The 20,358-nt window shown below is 37.6% G+C and carries 21 protein-coding genes and 1 riboswitch; of the genes, 11 read left to right on the top strand and 10 right to left on the bottom strand.

Annotation, left to right across the window (positions count from 1 at the left end; translation table 11 throughout):
* Positions 1-42: 42 nt before the first annotated feature.
* Genes P9E47_RS03035 through P9E47_RS03010 form a run of 6 tightly spaced genes read left to right on the top strand, consistent with a single transcriptional unit; the run spans position 43 to position 3,495 of the window.
* Complete coding sequence (locus tag P9E47_RS03035; RefSeq protein WP_004431645.1) at positions 43-507, top strand: hypothetical protein; 465 nt, start codon at positions 43-45, stop codon at positions 505-507.
* 17 nt (positions 508-524) lie between these two features.
* Positions 525-992 (top strand): stage V sporulation protein AC, encoded by a 468-nt coding sequence (gene spoVAC, locus P9E47_RS03030; RefSeq protein WP_004431648.1) that lies wholly within the window; start codon positions 525-527, stop codon positions 990-992.
* Between the two features lie 12 nt (positions 993-1,004).
* Entirely contained in the window at positions 1,005-2,030 is a 1,026-nt protein-coding gene (gene spoVAD, locus P9E47_RS03025) for a stage V sporulation protein AD (RefSeq protein ID WP_326162582.1), read from the top strand.
* Positions 2,031-2,384, top strand: a complete 354-nt coding sequence (gene spoVAE, locus P9E47_RS03020; RefSeq protein WP_004431652.1) for a stage V sporulation protein AE — start codon at positions 2,031-2,033, stop codon at positions 2,382-2,384.
* 21 nt (positions 2,385-2,405) lie between these two features.
* Entirely contained in the window at positions 2,406-2,612 is a 207-nt protein-coding gene (locus P9E47_RS03015) for a DUF4094 domain-containing protein (RefSeq protein ID WP_326162581.1), read from the top strand.
* 25 nt (positions 2,613-2,637) lie between these two features.
* Positions 2,638-3,495 (top strand): DUF421 domain-containing protein, encoded by an 858-nt coding sequence (locus P9E47_RS03010; RefSeq protein WP_326162579.1) that lies wholly within the window; start codon positions 2,638-2,640, stop codon positions 3,493-3,495.
* 96 nt (positions 3,496-3,591) lie between these two features.
* On the opposite strand, the gene P9E47_RS03005 is transcribed toward P9E47_RS03010, so the two are convergent.
* Both P9E47_RS03005 and P9E47_RS03000 read right to left on the bottom strand, forming a co-directional pair.
* Positions 3,592-4,863 (bottom strand): putative bifunctional diguanylate cyclase/phosphodiesterase, encoded by a 1,272-nt coding sequence (locus P9E47_RS03005; protein ID WP_326162578.1) that lies wholly within the window; start codon positions 4,861-4,863, stop codon positions 3,592-3,594.
* Positions 4,864-4,992: 129 nt separating this feature from the next.
* The gene (locus P9E47_RS03000) at positions 4,993-5,196 is read right to left on the bottom strand and encodes a helix-turn-helix domain-containing protein (protein WP_035195709.1); all 204 of its coding nucleotides are present in this window, start codon (positions 5,194-5,196) and stop codon (positions 4,993-4,995) included.
* A gap of 362 nt (positions 5,197-5,558) precedes the next feature.
* Here P9E47_RS03000 and P9E47_RS02995 point away from each other — a divergent pair, with 362 nt between their 5' ends.
* The gene (locus P9E47_RS02995) at positions 5,559-6,005 is read left to right on the top strand and encodes a helix-turn-helix domain-containing protein (protein ID WP_326162577.1); all 447 of its coding nucleotides are present in this window, start codon (positions 5,559-5,561) and stop codon (positions 6,003-6,005) included.
* A 164-nt stretch (positions 6,006-6,169) separates the two neighbouring features.
* On the opposite strand, the gene metH is transcribed toward P9E47_RS02995, so the two are convergent.
* From metH to P9E47_RS02970, 5 genes are all read right to left on the bottom strand, one after another.
* Positions 6,170-9,586, bottom strand: a complete 3,417-nt coding sequence (metH, locus tag P9E47_RS02990) for a methionine synthase (protein ID WP_326162595.1) — start codon at positions 9,584-9,586, stop codon at positions 6,170-6,172.
* Positions 9,587-9,644: 58 nt separating this feature from the next.
* Entirely contained in the window at positions 9,645-11,486 is a 1,842-nt protein-coding gene (locus P9E47_RS02985) for a bifunctional homocysteine S-methyltransferase/methylenetetrahydrofolate reductase (protein ID WP_326162576.1), read from the bottom strand.
* Between the two features lie 106 nt (positions 11,487-11,592).
* Positions 11,593-11,679: riboswitch (SAM riboswitch) on the bottom strand.
* A 138-nt stretch (positions 11,680-11,817) separates the two neighbouring features.
* Complete coding sequence (locus P9E47_RS02980) at positions 11,818-12,024, bottom strand: aspartyl-phosphate phosphatase Spo0E family protein (protein ID WP_326162574.1); 207 nt, start codon at positions 12,022-12,024, stop codon at positions 11,818-11,820.
* Between the two features lie 191 nt (positions 12,025-12,215).
* Positions 12,216-13,946 (bottom strand): CoA-disulfide reductase, encoded by a 1,731-nt coding sequence (gene cdr / locus P9E47_RS02975; protein WP_326162572.1) that lies wholly within the window; start codon positions 13,944-13,946, stop codon positions 12,216-12,218.
* 153 nt (positions 13,947-14,099) lie between these two features.
* Complete coding sequence (locus tag P9E47_RS02970; RefSeq protein WP_004431680.1) at positions 14,100-14,462, bottom strand: YueI family protein; 363 nt, start codon at positions 14,460-14,462, stop codon at positions 14,100-14,102.
* A gap of 136 nt (positions 14,463-14,598) precedes the next feature.
* Here P9E47_RS02970 and P9E47_RS02965 point away from each other — a divergent pair, with 136 nt between their 5' ends.
* Positions 14,599-15,519, top strand: a complete 921-nt coding sequence (locus P9E47_RS02965; RefSeq protein ID WP_326162571.1) for an EamA family transporter — start codon at positions 14,599-14,601, stop codon at positions 15,517-15,519.
* Between the two features lie 18 nt (positions 15,520-15,537).
* On the opposite strand, the gene P9E47_RS02960 is transcribed toward P9E47_RS02965, so the two are convergent.
* Positions 15,538-16,407 (bottom strand): LysR family transcriptional regulator, encoded by an 870-nt coding sequence (locus tag P9E47_RS02960; RefSeq protein WP_326162569.1) that lies wholly within the window; start codon positions 16,405-16,407, stop codon positions 15,538-15,540.
* A gap of 44 nt (positions 16,408-16,451) precedes the next feature.
* Between P9E47_RS02960 and P9E47_RS02955 the strand changes: the two genes are divergently transcribed.
* On the top strand, positions 16,452-16,859 hold the full coding sequence (locus P9E47_RS02955) for an EamA family transporter (protein WP_235786747.1): 408 nt from the start codon (positions 16,452-16,454) through the stop codon (positions 16,857-16,859).
* A gap of 189 nt (positions 16,860-17,048) precedes the next feature.
* Positions 17,049-18,533, top strand: a complete 1,485-nt coding sequence (locus P9E47_RS02950) for an aldehyde dehydrogenase (RefSeq protein ID WP_326162567.1) — start codon at positions 17,049-17,051, stop codon at positions 18,531-18,533.
* A gap of 99 nt (positions 18,534-18,632) precedes the next feature.
* On the opposite strand, the gene P9E47_RS02945 is transcribed toward P9E47_RS02950, so the two are convergent.
* The gene (locus P9E47_RS02945; protein WP_004431695.1) at positions 18,633-19,124 is read right to left on the bottom strand and encodes a YajQ family cyclic di-GMP-binding protein; all 492 of its coding nucleotides are present in this window, start codon (positions 19,122-19,124) and stop codon (positions 18,633-18,635) included.
* 112 nt (positions 19,125-19,236) lie between these two features.
* On the opposite strand from P9E47_RS02945, the gene P9E47_RS02940 reads away from it, so the two are divergent.
* Entirely contained in the window at positions 19,237-20,112 is an 876-nt protein-coding gene (locus P9E47_RS02940; RefSeq protein ID WP_004431698.1) for a CvfB family protein, read from the top strand.
* 43 nt (positions 20,113-20,155) lie between these two features.
* Here P9E47_RS02940 and P9E47_RS02935 read toward each other — a convergent pair whose 3' ends face one another.
* Complete coding sequence (locus tag P9E47_RS02935; RefSeq protein ID WP_004431701.1) at positions 20,156-20,299, bottom strand: DUF3941 domain-containing protein; 144 nt, start codon at positions 20,297-20,299, stop codon at positions 20,156-20,158.
* Positions 20,300-20,358 lie beyond the last annotated feature (59 nt).

Here is a 20,358-nt window from a genome sequence, read left to right as displayed (position 1 = left end):
TGCTAATACAGCCTCTTTCATGTCACATAAAAGGATGATTGCATGAAAAAAACGCCATTTTTATTTATTATTTCTTTTTTATATTTTTTATTATCAGGTTGTGGTCAGGTGGAACCGGATACGATAAATAACGGTATACGACCTGTTAAAATGAGCACCTCCGAAAGTCAACAGACCATTGATCAAGATGAAGCAAATAAAGCAAAAAATATTTTATTAAAGAAGGACCAAGTAAAGTTAGTTCGTTCGGTTCAGTCAAAGGATCTTCTAATTGCTGCCGTTGAGTTAGAGCATTGGAATACCTTTAAGTCTAAAATATTAACTAAAGAAATGAAAAAAACGTTAGAAAAAGAAATAAACATAAAAAACGTTGAAGTAACAACAGATCATAAAATTTTTATTGAATTAGAAAAACTTGAGGAAAAAATTATTAACCATGACATTTCAAAAAAGAAACTGGATAAAGAATTGCAGCAAATAAATCAACTTATGAAAGAACAAACATAAAAGGGGGAAGCACTACAATGCCTAATCAAAAAAAGAAAAATCTCACACCAACGATGCAGGAGTACCAACAATATGAAAAAGAGCGGGAGACAAAACGTCCTGTTGTTAAAAATTGTATTCGTGCTTTTTTAGTTGGTGGTTTTATTTGTCTTATTGGTCAAATGATTCAAACATTTTTTATGACCTATTTTAATTTCACTGAACAAACGGTTGGAAACCCAACTGTTGCTGTTTTGATTTTTATTACGATGCTATTGACCGGCTTTGGGATTTATGACCGCTTTGCCCAGTTTGCAGGTGCAGGAACTGCCGTACCGGTGACTGGTTTTGGAAATGCGGTTATTTCTGCAGCAATTGAACATCGGACAGAAGGATTAGTTTTAGGGACAGGCAGTAATATGTTTAAATTGGCAGGTTCTGTTATTATGTTTGGTGTTTTCTCTGCTTTTGTTGTCGCTTTAATTAAAACACTTTTAACTATGTGAGGTGGTTTATAAATGTTAGTCGGACACCGTACGTGGATTTTTGAAAATAAACCAGTCATAAAATCTTCAGCTACCGTTGTTGGACCGTTTGAAGGGAATGGCAGATTAGCTGACGACTTCGATATTATCCACGATGACTTATGGCTTGAGCAGGATTCCTATGAAAAGGCAGAAAAGGTTTTTTTGGAGGAATCATGTCAAGCATCGATAAAAAAAGCGGGATTACAAAAAGAGGATATTCAATTCTTTTTTTGTGGTGATTTAAGCAATCAAATTACCTCCAGTAGTTTTGCGGCAAGGACCTTGGGTGCACCCTATTTCGGGTTATTTGGTGCCTGTTCGACTTCGATGGAAGGGTTGGCGTTGTCCGCCTTTGTTGTGAACGCAAAGGGCGCTAAATACGTATTAACCGGTGCTGTCAGTCATAATACAGCAGTTGAAAAACAATTCCGCTATCCGACTGAATATGGCGGACAAAAGCCACCAACCGCCCAATGGACCGTTACCGGTGCGGGTACAGCCGTTATTGCCGAGGAAGGGGATGGGCCATTTGTAACATCTGCAACTATTGGCAAAGTCGTAGATATGGGGTTATCTGATCCATTTAATATGGGTGGGGCAATGGCTCCGGCGGCAGTCGATACGATTGAGGCTCATCTTAAAGAAAGGAATGTCCCGGCATCCTATTATGATGTAATTGTCACGGGTGATTTAGGGCGTATCGGACATGAAATTTCCCTTGGTCTTTTAAATAAGCATGGGATTGGAGTAACGGAAGAGACATATAAAGATTGCGGAATTTTGATTTACCGGGAGGGCCAGCCTATATTATCCGGTGCAAGTGGTGCTGGTTGTTCAGCCGTTGTCACATATGGACATTTACTAAATGAAATGAAAAATGGAAATTTAAAAAGAATATTGGTAGTGGCAACAGGAGCCTTATTATCCCCACTAACATTTCAACAAAAAGAAACAATCCCTTGTATTGCACACGCAGTTTCTATAGAAACTGAAGTAGGCGCTGGAGGTGGATTATAGATGGCCATTTATTTTTGGGCCTTTGTAGTAGGCGGAGCCATTTGTGTGATGGGGCAAATTATGTTTGATGTGTTTAAGCTTACTCCAGCACATACCTTAAGTACACTAGTTTGTCTAGGAGCCGTTCTAGACGGATTCGGCCTTTATGAACCGCTCATCGAATTTGCCGGGGCGGGTGCAACTGTGCCAATAACAAGTTTCGGTAATTCTTTAGTTCACGGTGCAATGGCTGAGGCTGAAAAACATGGGATTATTGGGGTGATCACCGGGATGTTTGAGGTGACCAGTTCCGGTATATCAGCAGCTATTATTTTCGGATTTATCGGTGCAGTGTTGTTTAAGCCAAAAGGATAAGGAAAAAGGAGTTGGATCCATATGACGGTTGGTTCACAGGTGAAACAATGTAAATTTACTTTGCAAGGTATAGAACAAGGGTTACTTGGATTATCAACATTAGCACAGGAAGAGGCAGCTCGCAAAATACTTAACGAAGCAAGAGATACTTTAAATGAGGTTATTATGGATTTGGATAAACGGGTGGAGCAGCTTGAAATGGAGGAACCACAATATAAAGGACTTTAACTTCAACTAAAAGGAGTATAGTGTTATGGCAAATTGGATTGAAGTTATACTTCGTGCAATCGGAATGCTGATGTTATTATTTTTTGCCGCCAAATTAGCCGGAAAAAAGCAGGTGGCCCAGCTTTCTTATTTTGATTATATTTCGCGTATCACACTTGGTGGAATTGCAGCCATTACAATCCTACACTTGGAGGTCAACTTTTATTATGGAATTCTAGCAGTTGTTGTTTGGGTGGGGATTACATACTTACTAGATCTACTTGCCCTTAAAAGCAAAGTTGTCCGAACCTTTATTGATGGCAAGAGTACTGTTTTAATAAAAGATGGAAAGGTAATGGAGGATAACCTAAAAAAGGAACAATTTACAACTGATATGCTCCTAAAACAATTACGGACAAAAAATGCGTTTAAATTTGCAGATGTCGAATTTGCAGTCCTTGAACCAACGGGTGAGTTAAATGTGTTGCTAAAACGAGACCGCCAGCCGCTTACCCTTAAAGATTTAAATGTAAAAATACCGGATGAAAAAGAACCGCAAGCGGTTATAATGGATGGAAAAATTCTAAATGAACCATTGGCTACACTTGGATTAAATCAAGCCTGGTTAAAGACTGAACTTGATAAACAAGGGGTCGCAATCGAAAATGTGTTTTTAGGTCAAGTGGATTCCTTTGGACAGTTAACTGTAGATTTATTCGATGATAAGATACAAGTTCCAAAGCCAACAGAAATGCCCTTATTATTATCTTCAATAAAAAAGTGCCAAGCAGATTTGGAATTATTTGCACTTGCCACTGAAAATGAGGAAGCAAAACAAATGTATTCGAAAAATGCAAAAAAGGTTGAGGAAGTTATACGTAAAGTTCAAACTTTATTACAATAATTATACTAAGGGCTGTTTTAAATGCGCATTGTATTTTTGAAACAGCCATCCACTTATAAAAGAATTTTTCCTTTTGTTGATATTATGTACCAAGTATTACCTTTTAAAAAACTTTTCCAGCTCATCTGCTGGCAGTGGTTTACATAAGAAATACCCCTGTCCAATATCACATTGATGTTTTTTTAAATATTTCATTTGTTCCTGTGTTTCAATTCCTTCAGCAACGACTTTAAGATTTAATGATTTTGCCAAAGAAATAATCGCATTGACCATTAGTGAAGATGTAGAATAATTAGACATTCCAACTTCGTCTATAAAGTATTTATCTATTTTTAATGTATCGACAGGCAATTTATTTAAATATTTCAGGGAACTATAGCCCGTACCGAAATCATCAATGGCTAAACTGATACCAAATTCTTTTAAATCAAATAACTGCTTTATTTTTTCTTCCTCAGTTACCATTGAAATACTCTCTGTTATTTCTATCTCTAAAAATCTCGGGTCAAGTTGTGTTTCATTTAATAGACTTTCAATAGTTGTAACTATATTCGATTGTTTTAATTGGGAAACAGACATATTGACCGCCATTTGAATATCAGACCAGCCTGTATCGTGCCATTTTTTATTTTGTTTACATGCCTCTCTAAGCACCCATTCCCCAATTTGATTAATTAGGCCAGTCTCTTCAGCCAACGGTATAAACTTTTCTGGGGAAATAATCCCTCTTCTAGGATGATCCCACCTAATTAATGCTTCACAACCAACAATCTCCTCCGTATTTAGATCAATTTTAGGCTGATAATAGAGGATGAATTCTTGATTTTCAACCGCCTTTCGAAGCTCTAATTCTAATTCCATAATATTAGCAGATTTTTCAATCATATAGCCTTTATAAATTGAATAATTGTCTTTTCCGTTTTCTTTTACCCAATACAGCGCTGCATCTGCATTTTTCATTAGCGTTTCAATATCCTTGCCATGTTCTGGATAAATGCTTATACCAATACTACATGTTATCAATATTTCATGTTGATCAATAATAAAAGGTTTTTTCATGTGATCTAAAATATCTTTTGCAAGTTTTGAAATATTGTCTTTTCCTATACCTTTGACAAGTATAGTAAATTCATCACCGCCTTGCCTTAATACAATCGTATCATTGTCAACAAGATCTTTTAGCCTTTTTGCAACTGATACAATGAGCTTATCTCTAACTCTATGCCCAAGCGAATCATTTATATATTTAAAACGATCTAAATCTAAAAATAAGATTCCCACATTATTTTCTATATCAATCGCACGTTGCAATTCATACTCATATTTTCTGCGATTTGAAAAATGTAATAATTGATCATAGGCTAACAATGGATTCCACCTCTAATACTTAACGAAATGTAATTATGATAATTTTTCTCATTAATTTGAAATAAATTTTATGTTTAAATTTTCCGCTCAAGGTCAAACATATTCTTTTCAACTTCATTCTTATATAAGTTACTTTTCATCTATATCAAGGGCTAGTGTCTTTGTTAGCCGGTCAATGTATTTTTTTCCTGAACGTCTTCCATTTAGAATATCAGTTAGATAATTTTCATTAACTCCAATATTCTTCGCCAACTGCCTTTGTGTCATGTTCAGCTCAATGAGTCTTTTCTTTACTCTAATTCCGAAAAATGGAATGTGCTTTTTATTAGACAAATTTATCTACTCCTATTTTTATTTTTTTTAATATGCCCCCCAATGAATTATATAGTTACCTGATCTATTTAAAGATTTTTCGGCCAATTGATACTTGTTTTTCATCCTATTATTTTCCACGTTTTCAATTCAATTTTGCAAATTAAACTTGAAAATGTTACAAAAAAAGAACTAAGAATAAGTATGGAAAAAATAAAATATTTTCTAAATATTATTTTTTCCATACAGGAGTGGTAAAATTATGATGCACAACCGAATTATAACAAATTATAAACCCCATATTCGTGGGGTGTCAACTGAAAATGTCTAATTTTTTTGTCTTTATTTTAAAATAACGACACATGCTTGTGGGGGGGTAATTTATGAATGGAGTTAATGACTTTGGAGAAAGGTTAAGAAAAGCTTTAAAAAACGCGGGTTATACTCAAGCAAGGGCTACAGAAGAACTTAAATTATCTAAAAATGCTATGACTAATTATGTTAATGGAAGGATTCCTGATGCCACAATCCTTTATAATCTTTCAAAATTATTAGGACTATCGATGGAATATTTGCTGACAGGCAAAGAAACAAAAGCAAGGCAGCAAGCCACTGATGACGGTATACCTGACAGTAATTCTTTTGGAAAATTAACTGATGATGAAATCAAATTTCTCATACTATATAGGCAACTTAGCAATAAAGATAAAGCAAAAATCGAAGGAATGCTTGAAATGAAGATTTTCGAGTCACAAGAATCAAAAAAAGTGGAGTCATCTATATTTCCGAGTGGAGAAGGAGCAGAGAGTAAAGAAAAGAAACACGCTTAATTTTATCCTTTTTGATGTGTTTTCGTATCATGATCCCGGTAAAAGGGACAAAAAAGCTCCCAAAAGAGCGTTAATTTTATATAATTTCATCAAAGAAATAAGAAAAAAGTAACGATCACTGCCACGACCAATGGATAGGATAGTTACTTTTTTCTCTTGAAAGCTTAAAGTACATTAAAATAACGTGCTTCTGGATGGGCAAATACGATGGCTGTTACAGAAGCCTCAGGTTCCATCATAAACCCTTCCGTAAGTTGGATTCCAATCTGTTCAGGGCGTATTAGCTTAAATAGTTTGGCTTGATCTTCAATTTCTGGGCATGATGGGTAGCCAAATGAATAGCGTTGGCCCTGATATTTAGCCGCAAACAGGTCCTGGATTGATAGGTCCGTTGAATCAATAATGCCCCATTGGTCTCTTATCAATTGATGAACCCGTTCTGCAAGGGCTTCAGCTGTTTCAAGGGCTAATGATTGAATCGCATGACTTAATAAGAAATTGCCTTCCTCTTTAAATTTCTCTGAATACTTCCGTACATTTTTTCCGGCTGTAACCGCTAAGAAGCCAACGTAATCCATTTCACCGCTATCAACGGAGCGAAGATAGTCAGCAAGACATAAATAAGGCTCCTTGTGTTGACGTGGGAACGTAAACGTTTCGATTATTCTTGTTACATCATCTGGATCATAGATGATGACTGAATCCCCATTAGATTGGGCTGGGAAGAAACGATAAATGGCCGATGGCTGCAGAAAATCCCCTGTTTTAGCTTCCGTAAGCAAACCATCAATGGTTTCTTTTAACTGAACAGCCTTCTCATTTTTTTCCGCAAGTAACGTGGCTACTTTCCCTTTTAGTCCTAAATGGTGTCCTAGGAGCATTTGCATATTAATATAAGGTTCAACATGGGCAATCGAATACTCTTTTAAGATATGCTGTTCAAGGTCTCTTGGTTTATAAACAGGTACGTCTTTTGCTACTGTAGAACGGACATTTTCTGCTGGTACAGTAGAACGATGACGTTGATGTACTTCGACTTTTTCAGCATTTAAGGCCTCTATTTTTTCATTTATGATTTTTGTCCGTTCTTCCTTATCTTGTAATCGATTCGCTAGATCTAATCCATTCATCGCATCTTTGGCGTAGAGAACCGGACCGTCATATTCCGGAGAGATTCTTGTATCCGTAAATTTCCGTGAAAGGGCAGCCCCACCAACGAGAAGCGGAATAGAGATATTGGCTTGTTTCATATCCTGGGCTGTTAACACCATCTGTTGGGCTGATTTTACAAGCAACCCTGATAAGCCGACGATATCTGGTTTTTCTTCTTCAATCGCTTTAATTAAATTAGCTGGTGCTATTTTGATCCCTAAGTCAATAACCTTAAAACCATTATTTGTCAGGATGATATCGACTAGATTTTTACCAATATCATGGACATCACCTTTTACGGTAGCTAGCAAAACCTTGCCCTTCCCGCTGTCATTTTCTGTTGCTTCCATGTAAGGTTCTAAGAAGGAAACAGATGCTTTCATGACCTCGGCACTTTGCAGAACCTCTGCGACAATGAGTTGATTTTCGTTAAAAAGTCTGCCAACTTCAGCCATACCAGCCATTAACGGCCCATTTATAATATCAAGCGGTGAATCATATTCCTTTAAGGCAAGCTCAAGATCAGAGACTAAACCTTCTTTAGTACCTTCAACAATATAGTAGGCAAGCCTTTCCTCAAGTGTCATATCATTTTTTTGAACCGCTACTTCTTTTTTCTTATCACGATAAAGGTTGGTGAATTCCGCCAATACCTCATCGGTAGTTTCAAACAAAAGCTTTTCTGCAAGCGTAATTTCTTCTTTTGGAATGGATGCAAAGCGCTCTAGCTTTTCAGTATTGACGATCGCATAATCTAGTCCAGCCTGTGTACAGTGATATAAATAAACGGCATTTAGAATTTCACGTCCTACCGGTGGAAGTCCAAATGAAACGTTGCTGATCCCTAAAATGGCTAAGCTTCTTGGCAGTTTTTCTTTAATAAGCCGAATTCCTTTTACCGTTTCATTGGCGGAACCAATATACTGTTCATCACCTGTTCCGACAGGGAAAACAAGCGGATCGAAAATAATATCTTCAGGGCTTAGTCCATACTTATTTACTAATAAATGATAGGATCGTTCGGCAATTTCAAGTTTGCGCTCGGCTGTTACCGCCATACCAGTTTCATCGATGGTGCCGACGACAACAGCCGCACCATAGCGGTGGATGAGAGGTACGATTTTCTCAAATCGTTCTTCACCATCTTCAAGATTAATAGAGTTAATAATAGCTTTACCTTGAGAGTAGGTTAGGGCTCGCTCAATGACCTTTTCATCTGTTGAATCAATTACGAGTGGTACTTTAATTTTTTTAACGAGTACATCTAAGAAATTCTCCATATCCTCCAGTTCATCGCGGTCTGGATTTGCTAAACAAACATCGATAACATGGGCACCATTTTTCACTTGGGCTCGGGCGATTTCAGCCGCTTCATCTAATTGGCCGTCAATGATTAGGTTTTTGAATTTTCGTGAACCAATGACATTCGTTCTTTCCCCAACAAATAATGGTCTCATTGAATCGTCATAAAGAAGGGGCTCAATTCCTGAGACAACATGATGATGGGTTTCTGTAGGAATTTGCCGCGGTTCGTAGTCCTTTAAATATTCGGCAAGTGCCTGAATGTGGTCTGGTGTCGTACCACAACAGCCGCCGGCCATGTTGAGCCAGCCTTTCTCGGCAAAGCCGGCGAGTTTTGCCGCTAGTGATTCTGGTGATTCATGGTATTTACCATCTTCGTCAGGCAATCCGGCATTCGGATAGCAGCTTACCCCTGTTGTAGAAAGATCAGATAGGGAGCGAATATGGTCGCGCATAAATTCGGGTCCGGTTGCACAGTTCATGCCAATAGCTAAAGGCTTCATATGCTCTACAGATATATAAAAAGCTTCAATCGATTGTCCAGCCAGTGTTGTTCCCATTGGCTCGATCGTTCCGGAAATAATCAAAGGAATATTTTTGCCTGAAGACCAGCGTGCTTGTTCTATCCCAACAAAGGCTGCTTTAACATTGCGCATATCTTGACTAGTTTCCAGCAGTAAAAGATCAACACCGCCGTCAATTAAACCACGTGTTTGCTCCATGTAATTATCAACAAGCTCATCAAAGGTAACCCCTCCGGTTACCGATAATGACTTTGTTGTAGGTCCCATTGATCCGGCGACAAAGCGGGGCCATTCAGGTGTTCCAAATTCGTCCCTTACTTTACAAGCAAGTTCGGCGGCTACCTTATTAATCTCGTAAGCTTTTGCACCAAGCTCATAATCAGCTAAAACCAACTTTGTCGCACCGAATGTATTTGTTTCGACGATATCTGCCCCAGCTTCAAAATAAGAACGGTGAATCCATTCAATAACATGGGGAGCCGTTATGTTTAAATACTCATTACAGCCCTCATATAGTTCACCACCGAAATCTGCTGCAGAAAGATTTGCTTGCTGTAGCATTGTTCCCATTGCACCATCTATAATCAGTATTTTTTTCTTCATCTGTTCTTGCAATGTATTGTGTGACAATCTAATCTTCCTCTCTTAGCTAAGAAAACTTTTAATTTCTTGTTAGTAAATTTTTGGAGTTTTTAGTTTTTAAGTATTGCACAAGTTCAACCGAAATTTCATAGCGCATAAACGGTGTGATTAAGTAAATTCCTTTAAATAAATCGAACGCCATATCGATTAAAGATTTGGCAATCGCGATGCCTTCGATGGCAGCCTTTTCGCGGTCTGTTCCGCAATCAGCCATTCTTCTTCTTATTACATCGGTCAATTTAATTCCCGGCACCTCATTGTGAAGAAATTCGGCATTTTGGCTGCTTACAATTGGCATAATCCCAATATAAATGGGTTTTGTGATATGCTTCGTTTCTTCGTAAACGTGTAAAAATTGCTGTTCATTAAAAATGGGCTGGCTAATAAAATAATCGGCACCATGCTCAATTTTTTTCTCCAGCCTTTTAACAGCCTTATCTAGATGGCGAACATTTGGATTAAAGGCCGCTGCAACTGAGAAGGAAGTCTTTTTTTGCAGGGGTTTTCCTGAAAATGTTATCCCCTCATTAAATTGCTTAATAAGACTAATTAATTCAAAAGAAGACAAGTCATAAACAGATGTGGCACCCGGAAAGTCCCCAACCTTTGTAGGGTCACCGGTAACAGCTAACACTTGGTCGATCCCTAAAGCATCCAAACCCATTAAATGGGATTGAAGTCCAATTAAATTTCGGTCCCGGCAGGTAATGTGCACAAGCGGGCGTATTTTCACTTCATTTTTAACAATCGCTGCCATTGCCATATTGCTTATTCTTGGTGAAGCCAATGAATTATCTGCCATTGTAAGAGCGTCTATGCCGACCTCTTTTAAAGCTTTAGCTCCTTCTATGAATGCAGTAGTATTTAATGTTTTTGGAGTGTCCAACTCAACGATAACGGACCGTTCTTTTGTAACAATTTCATGCAGGTGTGGTTGAGTAGGTTTGGCTGTAACAGTAATAATATTTTTATTTTCCTTAATTTTTACATCCTTATGTGTAACAGGTGCTAGTCCCTTTAGTCTTTTGCTAACAGCTTTAATATGTTTGGGCGTTGTTCCGCAGCAGCCACCGATGAGGCGAACACCTTGATTTCTGAGGTTAACGGCACACTCGCCAAAATATTCGGCATCTGATTCATATATTAATCTCCCATCTACATAATCTGGTAAGCTTGCATTTGGATAGGCTGAAAGGAACGCTTTCTTTGGCAATGGTATTTCTTCCAACGCTTGGGTCATATGATGGGGCCCGAGACGGCAATTTAAACCGACAACATCAGCCCCGAGATCTTCAAGTTCTTTTAAGGCAATACGAAGTGGTGTTCCGTCCTGTAAGACGGCAACCTCATGAATAGAAACCTGGGAGATGATCGGTAAATCGGTTTCTTTTCGAGCAATTTCTAGAACGGTCTTTATTTCATCGAAATCGTAGAATGTTTCAAGTAATAATCCGTCTACACCTTCCATCAGAATGCTGTAGAGCTGTTCACGAAAAGACCGTTTAATTTCATCAATCGTTGCTGCACTTTTTTTAATTCCTCGTATTCCACCGAAAGTTCCTAGCACATACGTATTTTCTTTAGCAGCTTTTTTTGCAAGGCGTACGGCAGCTGTATTAATATCTTTGACCTGATCTTCGAGACCGTACCTACCAAGTTTTATATAGTTAGCGCCATACGTATTTGTTTGTATTACATCCGCTCCAGCCTTAATATAGGTTTCATGGATTTGTGTAATACGGTCCGGCTGCAAGAGGTTTAATTCTTCAAAGCAAAAATCAACACCATATGAATAAAGGAGTGTCCCCATCGCACCATCAGCTATTAAAATACGATTTTGCAAATCTTGTAAAAATCCCATGTTTTCACCTACTACCTAATAGTTTTGATTAAGTCAAACTAAAAATACGTCAAAATAGAAAAAGTCTCCTCCATTAAGAAGAAGACTTTTTGCATTGCAATTCTTCTTCTTATCTGTCTGGAATTAGCACCTGACCTTCAGGCTGGTTGCTGAGATTTCATAGGGCCAGTCCCTCCACCTCTCGAGATAAGAATATAGTTTTATACTTAGGGTAGTATTTTTGTTTACACTAATTTACTATAGTACACCGAAATTTACAAGTGATTTTTTTGAATTGTTAAATAGTATCAATTGTCAAAAAAATACCCACAACTTATTAAGGTTGTGGATATTACTCTTTACATTCTTTGGTTAATAAATTTCCAAGGTGGAGAACCTCATTAATAAGCTTGTCCAATTCTTGGCTAATCATGATTGTCCTTTTATTAGTAAAACCATATTGAAGTCCATTATTTATCATTTGTTTCCGTTTTTTTTCAATTAAAGAATTTAATGAATTTAGTTGATCTAATTGCACCTTTGTAGAAGTTGTTTCCATCGAGCAGTCCCCATTTTAAAAATAGTAATAATAGTGTAATTGAATTATAACTTTTTTTCTTCTAAATTTGATGTGAATTTGATCACAATTTGTTTACAATTTATTGAAAATATTACAATAAAGGTAAAAATACCAAAAAGGTGGAACAGGAGTTTTTTTCCTGGCCACCCTTTGTCAATGACTATAATTGCCTATTTAATTGGATTACCAACGCAATCGAATCGTGCTACACCAGAGTCATCTGTAACGATGTTACAATTTGAATCTTTTCCAGTTCCATAAACTGTGGAATAAGTTTTCCAACCACCATCCAAGTTTACTGCTTTAAATCCATTAAGTGTCAATATTCTTGCGGCGAGATAACCACGAAGACCAACTTGGCAATTCACATAAATTGGTTTATCTTTTGGAAGTTCATCAAGGTGATCACGAAGTTCATCTAGTGGTATATTTACAGCTCCTTTGATGAATCCAAGCTTCAATTCACTTGGATTACGTACATCTACAAGATAGCCGCCATTCGCTACAATATCGTCGATTTCATGCCATTGTATCGTTTCAACGGCATCTTCGATAATATTTGAAGCTACATAACCAGCCATATTCACCGGGTCTTTTGCAGATGAATAGGGTGGGGCATAGGCCAACTCTAAATCGGGCAAATCAAGCACAGATAAGCCACCTTTGATTGCGGTTGCGATAACATCAATCCGCTTTTCGACACCATCTTTTCCAATGCCTTGAGCGCCGTAAATTTTTCCAGTCTCTTTGTCAAAGATGACCTTTAAGGCGATTGGCGCTGCTCCTGGATAATAGCCGGCATGTGAACCGGGATGGATATGAATGACTTGATAATTGTTAATACATAAGCGTTTCAATGTTTTCTCATTATTACCGGTACTTGCAGCAGTATAATCAAATACTTTTGCGACTGAAGTACCCATTGTTCCACTATATTTCTCTTTTTTTCCGTAAATATTATTGGCAACAATCCGACCTTGGCGGTTTGCTGGCCATGCGAGTGGAATAGCAGTGGTGGTACCATTAATATAATCTGTAACTTCAATTGCATCACCAAGAGCATAAATATCCGGATCGCTTGTTTCGAGATATTCATTTACTTTAATATGGCCGCGTTCTCCAAGATCAAGACCAGCATCTTTTGCTAGTTCATTTTCCGGTCTTACTCCGATTGCTAATAAAATCATCTCTGTTTCAATTTCTTTTCCACTATTTAAAATTACTTTTGTACCATTATTCTGAAAAGCTTGGACACCATCTTCGAGAATGAGGTTGACACCTTTTTGGGCCATATGAGTGTGTAAAATGGATGCCATTTCGAAATCGAAAGGAGCCATTACTTGGTTTGACATTTCAACTAATGTGACTTCAATTCCGCGCTCATGAAGATTTTCAGCCATTTCAACACCAATAAAACCACCGCCGATAACGACCGCTTTCTTTGGTTTCTTATCATCCACATAGGCCTTGATTGCATCTGTATCTGGAATATTTCGAAGTGTAAATAAATTATTTGCCTCTTTAATTCCAGGGATCGGAGGGACAATAGGTCTCGCACCCGGTGATAATATTAACTGATCATAGCTTTCATCATAGATTTCCCCAGTTTTTAAATTGTGAACAGTAACCGTTTTAGCGTCACGATTGATCTTTGTTACTTCACTTAAATTGCGAATATCCATGTTGAATCTGCTTGACATGCCGTCGACAGTTTGAACTAACAGTTTTTTCCTGTCTTTTATAACTTCTCCAATATAATATGGAAGTCCACAATTTGCAAATGAAATATATTCGCCTTTTTCAAACATAATAATATGTGATTTTTCATCTAATCGTCTTAATCTAGCTGCAGCAGTTGCACCTCCGGCAACCCCACCCACGATAATAATTTTATTCCCCATGTTTATTCCTCCCAATGGAATATTAATTATTCTTTATACCTACAAGGGTATAAAGATAAGATAAACTTATCCAGAGTAACAGTCAACTCTTTTATTTATCTATTTGAATTTTATCATCCAAAGATTGGAAGTTGAATACATGTCAAGAAAATGTCATTGAATATATATATTTTCTATATCGACAGCATAATCATAAGCTAAAACTAATCCAATATCGGTCGGATGCTCCTGGTCATTTGAAATAGTAAAAGGAATATGATTATCGTTCGCAAGTTTAATGTATTTTCTTAAATATGAGTAGTCAATATCCCCATTTAAAATCATCTTGACCTTTGGATTCTGTTTAAGTAAATCTTGAATTTGACTATTAGTTCCGGATGCTCTGACTTGAGATTTTGTTAACACTGCTAAAATTCTTTCCCTTAATGTTCCTAGGAACTTTTTTCTTTCTTCGGGATTAATTTCTTTCGGACCATGGATACCTTCCTGCAAAATATTTTCAATGTCTTTCGCCAACTTAATCCATCCTTTCAGTTTTATTTCTCCATATAAGTTTTAGAATTGGTAAAAAGATAGTATTCATGTATATATATTTTAAAGAGCTTGAAATGTGATATGATTTTGATAATGGTTGGGGGGAGGGAACGGAATTTTGAAGGACAGATTATCAACATTTTTAGTTTTATTGGCTGCTGTTTTATGGGGGACGACAGGTACAGCGCAAACATTTGCCCCGCCTGATACTCATCCGATTTCATTTGGAGCGATGAGATTAGCCTTTGGTGGTACTACGTTATTACTTTTTGTAGCATTGCAAGGAAAATTGAAGCTTAAAAATTGGCCATTGAAAGAGGTTATCCTAGCTGCTTTATGTATGGCATGTTATCAACCATTTTTTTTCTCAGCTGTAAAAATAACAGGGGTCGCTATCGGAACAGTAGTAGCAATCGGCAGTTCTCCTATTTTAGCCGGCATCATGGAATGGATATTTAAAAAGACAATGCCGACAAAATCGTGGTGGCTTGCAACCGTTGTTGCCATCAGTGGATGCCTGCTTCTATTTACAACTAACGGAGCGGTAAAAGTGCAACCCTTCGGAATACTGTTGTCACTTGGAGCTGGATTATCATTTGCTACATATACATTAGTTAGTAAAGAATTGCTCAAAACACAGGCGCCGGATACCGTAGTTGCTGTCGTATTTACATTAGCAGCCATAATGTTGGCTCCATTATTATTCTTATTTGACCTATCATGGTTATTCCAAATCAATGGAATTGGAACAAGCCTTTATCTAGGTGTATTCGCAACAGGAATTGCTTATTTACTGTTTAGTAAAGGATTAGTGAAAATCCCCGCCTCCACGGCTGTTACTCTATCGTTGTTTGAACCGCTAACAGCAGCACTCTTAGGCGCATTTTTAGTCGGCGAAAATTTAACATTGACATCATGGCTTGGTGTTGCCTTAATCTTCATGGCCATTGTGGTAGTATCAATGGCACCAAAAAACAAAAGTGTTCGTAAACCTGAACAAGACCAAGAAGTTGAGTATATTAAACAGGCAACGAAATGAGAGTAAAAAAGTGGGCTATCATAAGGATAGACCCACTTGATTATTCTTTTCGATTGTTTCAATAAATTTTTCCATTGTTGATGTTAAGTAAGTATCGGCTCTTCTTATAAAAACAGTCTTTATCTTGCTGTATTTTTCAGGGAGTGTATGACAATGGATGAGTCCATTTTGTTCCATATGGGTGACTGCTGACTTTGGAACAAATGTAACGCCTAATCCAGCGGCAACACTTTGCAAGATCGTTTCTAATGTGCCGAATTCCAACACTTTCTGCGGTGTGATGTTCTGGTCCCTATCCCAAGCCTCAAGACGTGCGCGGTATCCACAGCCTTCGCTAAAGCATAAGAATGGCTCCTGTTTCAACTCTTCCAAAGAGGAGGAGTGCTTATCTGAAATGAGTACAAGCTCCTCTCGAAACACTTCATGCGATACAAGATCGGGATGAAAGTCTGATTCTGTAACGAACGCTCCGTCTAATTTATGATGCAATACCTCTTTTTCTAATGTTTCCGTCACGCCAGTAAATAAAGATAAATCTACATTTTTATATTTTTTAATAAAGGTAGACAATATTTTCGGTAAATGTATGACAGTTTCAACGGTTCCGATGTCTAATTTTCCAGATGGTTCTTCTTTACTTTGAACGGCTTTTTTCATTTCAGCGGTTAACAATAATATTTTTTTACTATAGGCCAGTAATTTTTTCCCCTCTGGTGTTAAACTCATCCCACGACGATGGCGGTTAAACAATGGGGTATTCAGTTCCTGTTCGAGTTTCTGAATCCTCATTGTTATATTGGATTGCACGTACTTTAATTCTTTTGCTACTTCAGAAATCGTTCCTTTTTCCGCCACCATCTGAAAAATCTCTAAATCTTTAAATTCCATGATGATCCACCTTTAAATTTTTATATAATTTCATAATATCAAAATTGCGATATTCAACATTAAGCTGTTTACTTGGAACAATTACGGCTATTGTTATTACAGTTGGGGCATCTTTGTTTGGAGTTTTACCTGTCCCTTCAGCGGAAAATATTCTAGCAGTAAGCCCGCATTTATTATTTATGATTATATTCCCTGGAGCGATTGCGCTCGTTGGATGGAATATTGGTGTGACTATTTTATCACCTTTAAATGCTTTGTTATTCATAAACTTTGTTCCTGTTACAACACTTTTAGTCTCAATTTTTCAAGGGAATTGCATAACAGTGTACGATCTTCTAGGTACATTCCTTATCATCGTTTCACTTTTGTCCAATAATATTTTTGTAAGAATGCTACAAAGAATAGGATCAAAGCAGCCTGTTCAAACACATTTGTGCGAACGCGCGTCATAAAGATTTCTAAAACCCACCACAATATTTGCGGCGGGTTTTCTTACTGAGGCTAAATTAAAAATAAATAGAAAAAAATCACTAAAATGTTTCGTATACAGCAACTATGGAGTTGTATATGAAACAAATGACTATTATCATAAAATTATGAAGAATATAAATAAAAATTAAGGTTATAGGAGGAGTTATAGAATGGCGGTACAAACACAAAAAGTTGTTGAAAAGATTGTAAAACCATTTGATTGTCTACATTATATTGATGGAAAATTTGTAGAATCCGTAGATAAAAAAACTTTTAATAATGTTAACCCTGTAACGGAAGAGGTTTATGGCACTGTTGCGGAAGGTAGTGCAGCAGATATTGATTTAGCGGTACAAGCAGCAAAACGTGCTCTTAAAGAAGGTCCTTGGGGAAAAATGAGCACACAAGAACGTTCAAATATTATCCGTAAAATTGGTGATATCCTTTTAGAACGCCAAGAAGAAATCGCCCAACTAGAATCACTGGATACTGGTAAACATCTTAAATTCTCGCGTCACGTGGATGCACCTCGTGCGCCGAAAAACTTCCATTTCTTTGCTGACTATATGATTTCAGTAGGAACAGAAGCATTCCAAGATGAAACGAATAAGGCGCTTAACTTCGGATATCGCCGTCCGCTCGGAGTCGTTGGATTAATTCAGCCGTGGAATCTTCCATTATTCTTGTTAACTTGGAAACTAGCACCAGCTTTAGCAGCAGGAAATACAGTCGTAATTAAGCCATCTGAATTAACACCAATGACAGCAACGTTACTAATGGAGATTCTTCAAGAAGCTGGTGTTCCGAATGGCGTTGTTAACTTAGTTCATGGCTTCGGGCCTGGTGCAGGAAGCGCCATTAACAAACATCCTGATATCGCTGGTATCGGCTTTATCGGTCAAGTATCTACAGGTGCTAGAATCATGGCGGAAGCTGCACCTACATTGAAAAAGCTTTCTTTCGAATTAGGCGGTAAAAACCCTAACATTATTTTTGCCGATGTAGATATTGATGAAGTCGTTGAGGGCACTATTAGATCAAGCTTCACAAACCAAGGGGAAGTTTGTGTAAGTGGTTCAAGAATCTATGTGGAACGTCCAATCTTTGATGAATTCGTTGAAAAGTTTGCAGCAAAAACAAGAGCATTAAAAGTCGGTGATCCATTTGATATGGACAATGATCAAGGTGCGTTAGTAGCAAAGGTCCACTATGACAAAGTAATGAGCTATCTAAAGATTGCAGAAGAAGAAGGCGGTACTTTTGTAACAGGCGGTGGACGTCCGCAAGGGTTGGATAAGGGATATTTTATCCAACCAACGATTATCACTGGTTTAGACGACAACTCCCGTCTCGTTCGTGAAGAAATCTTTGGACCTGTTGTATGTGTTCTTCCATTTGATACAGAAGAAGAAGTAATCGCAAAAGCAAACGATACTCGTATGGGCTTAAGTAACACGATCTGGACTAATGATATTCGTCGTGCACACCGTGTTGCACAGTCAATTGAGTCTGGATTATCTTACATCAATTGCTGGTTCCTACGTGACCTAAGAACTCCGTTCGGTGGCACGAAAGATAGCGGCCTAGGTCGTGTCGGAGGGGTTCACAGTTGGGAGTTCTATACAGAAATAACTAATATTTGTGTGAAGCTATAATAGAAAAGCGGAAGCGCCCGTTTAGCGACGTATAAACTGGAGCTAGACAATGATGCACAATAAGAAGCTAACCGAAAAAATTCCGGTTAGCTTTTATAATTATCTGTAATTAATAAACTGCACATCAATCGGTAAATCTGCACCTCTTATGGCAGCAATAACTTGTTGGAGATCATCTCTGCTTTTTCCGGATACGCGGATTTGATCATCTTGGATTTGTGACTTTACTTTAATTTTTAAGTCTTTAATGATCGAATTAATTTTCTTAGCGTTGTCCTTGTCAATTCCTTGTACAAGCTTAGCCCGTTGGCGAACAGTACCGCCGGATGCTGGCTCGACTTTTCCGTAGTCGAGGTTTTTCGTTGGAACATTTCTTTTAATTAATTTACTGACAAGAACGTCTTTTAATTGTTCCAGCTTGTATTCATCATCAGAGATGAGGACGAGTTCCTCTTTTTCAAGAGAAATATCACTTTTACTTCCTTTAAAATCATAACGTGTTCCAATTTCCTTAAGTGCCATTGTAACTGCATTTGATACTTCTTGGGCGTCTACCTTTGATACTATATCAAAAGAACTTTCAGATGCCATTTTCATCCCTCCAGAATTTTGCCGATTTGCTTTTATTTTCTATTAAATGTTGGTAAAATGCAACATAATGGATAATGTAGTGAATTTATTTTAAGGAAAGAAAGCAGGGAAAATGATGGGCAACATGATGCCGGGAACAATTACGACTTTAAAGGTATCTCATGAATCACCGTTTGGTTATTTTCTAGAAAGTGGTGAACAAGAGGAGGATATTTTGCTTCACCATAATGAGATGACTCGTGATGAATTACGTGAAGATGAGGAAGTAGAAGTATTTTTATTTCAAGACCGTCAAGGCAGGCTAACGGCAACAATGACGATACCTTCCATTACAATACATACGTTTGGTTGGGCCAAGGTTGAAGAAGTTAAACGTGGAATGGGTGTATTTGTTAATATTGGCATTGATAAAGCAATGCTGTTATCCAAAGATGATTTACCACCGCTTGAAGAAGTTTGGCCACAGATTGATGATGAAATTTATTGTACATTGGAAATTGGTCACAATGGGCGTTTGTTTGTCAGACTTGCCAAGGAAGCAGATTTTTGGGATATTGCAAAAAGTGCAGACAAATCATTATTTAATAAAAATGTAACTGGCCGAATTTATCGGACTTTATATGCAGGGTCATTTATTTTTACAGAGGATGGTTATCTTGGCTTTATTCATGAAAGCGAACGGAATGAAGAGCCGCGGATTGGCGAGAAGGTAACTGGGCGTGTTATTGATATTAAAGAGGATGGCACCATTAATGTATCGCTGTTGCCAAGAAAGCATGAGGCAATGGGCGATGACGCCGAAAAAATATATGCCTATATGGAAACTAGGAACGGGGCGATGCCTTACTGGGATAAAAGCCAGCCAGAAGATATTGAAGCAAGGTTTGGTATGAGTAAAGGAGCCTTCAAGCGTGCACTTGGAAAGCTGATGAAGGAAGGAAAGGTATACCAAGAAAACGGCTGGACGTATTTTAAAAAAGAACAGTAAAAAATAATCAGTGGGTGTATAAAACCCACTGATTTCATTTTGTCTACAAATGATTCGTTTCCTTTGAAAACTGGTTTTTGCCAGCTTGACGATTTTTCTCAATCATTTCGTTTTTCTTTTGGCGCTGTGCGTTTCTGTCTACTGGTTTTTTATCATTATCTTTTTCAATTGAATTCCACGGCTGCATGAATATTCGCTCCTTCCATTTTCGTTCAAGCCTTATTTTTTGCTAAAATAGGAAGGTTT

The organism is Schinkia azotoformans, from assembly GCF_035811335.1.
Lineage (GTDB): Bacteria > Bacillota > Bacilli > Bacillales > Bacillaceae_J > Schinkia > Schinkia azotoformans.
Note: the sequence above shows the minus strand (reverse complement) of the source record. Positions and strands in the feature narration are given on the sequence as shown.

What these genes read in the sequence shown, in the direction of transcription:
- P9E47_RS03035 (WP_004431645.1), top strand. Translation starts at nt 43, where the DNA reads ATGAAAAAAACGCCATTTTTATTTATTATTTCTTTTTTATATTTTTTA.
- spoVAC (WP_004431648.1), top strand. Translation starts at nt 525, where the DNA reads ATGCCTAATCAAAAAAAGAAAAATCTCACACCAACGATGCAGGAGTAC.
- spoVAD (WP_326162582.1), top strand. Translation starts at nt 1,005, where the DNA reads ATGTTAGTCGGACACCGTACGTGGATTTTTGAAAATAAACCAGTCATA.
- spoVAE (WP_004431652.1), top strand. Translation starts at nt 2,031, where the DNA reads ATGGCCATTTATTTTTGGGCCTTTGTAGTAGGCGGAGCCATTTGTGTG.
- P9E47_RS03015 (WP_326162581.1), top strand. Translation starts at nt 2,406, where the DNA reads ATGACGGTTGGTTCACAGGTGAAACAATGTAAATTTACTTTGCAAGGT.
- P9E47_RS03010 (WP_326162579.1), top strand. Translation starts at nt 2,638, where the DNA reads ATGGCAAATTGGATTGAAGTTATACTTCGTGCAATCGGAATGCTGATG.
- P9E47_RS02995 (WP_326162577.1), top strand. Translation starts at nt 5,559, where the DNA reads ATGAATGGAGTTAATGACTTTGGAGAAAGGTTAAGAAAAGCTTTAAAA.
- metH (WP_326162595.1), bottom strand. Translation starts at nt 9,586, where the DNA reads ATGAAGAAAAAAATACTGATTATAGATGGTGCAATGGGAACAATGCTA.
- P9E47_RS02985 (WP_326162576.1), bottom strand. Translation starts at nt 11,486, where the DNA reads ATGGGATTTTTACAAGATTTGCAAAATCGTATTTTAATAGCTGATGGT.
- P9E47_RS02980 (WP_326162574.1), bottom strand. Translation starts at nt 12,024, where the DNA reads ATGGAAACAACTTCTACAAAGGTGCAATTAGATCAACTAAATTCATTA.
- cdr (WP_326162572.1), bottom strand. Translation starts at nt 13,946, where the DNA reads ATGGGGAATAAAATTATTATCGTGGGTGGGGTTGCCGGAGGTGCAACT.
- P9E47_RS02960 (WP_326162569.1), bottom strand. Translation starts at nt 16,407, where the DNA reads ATGGAATTTAAAGATTTAGAGATTTTTCAGATGGTGGCGGAAAAAGGA.
- P9E47_RS02950 (WP_326162567.1), top strand. Translation starts at nt 17,049, where the DNA reads ATGGCGGTACAAACACAAAAAGTTGTTGAAAAGATTGTAAAACCATTT.
- P9E47_RS02945 (WP_004431695.1), bottom strand. Translation starts at nt 19,124, where the DNA reads ATGGCATCTGAAAGTTCTTTTGATATAGTATCAAAGGTAGACGCCCAA.
- P9E47_RS02940 (WP_004431698.1), top strand. Translation starts at nt 19,237, where the DNA reads ATGATGGGCAACATGATGCCGGGAACAATTACGACTTTAAAGGTATCT.
- P9E47_RS02935 (WP_004431701.1), bottom strand. Translation starts at nt 20,299, where the DNA reads ATGCAGCCGTGGAATTCAATTGAAAAAGATAATGATAAAAAACCAGTA.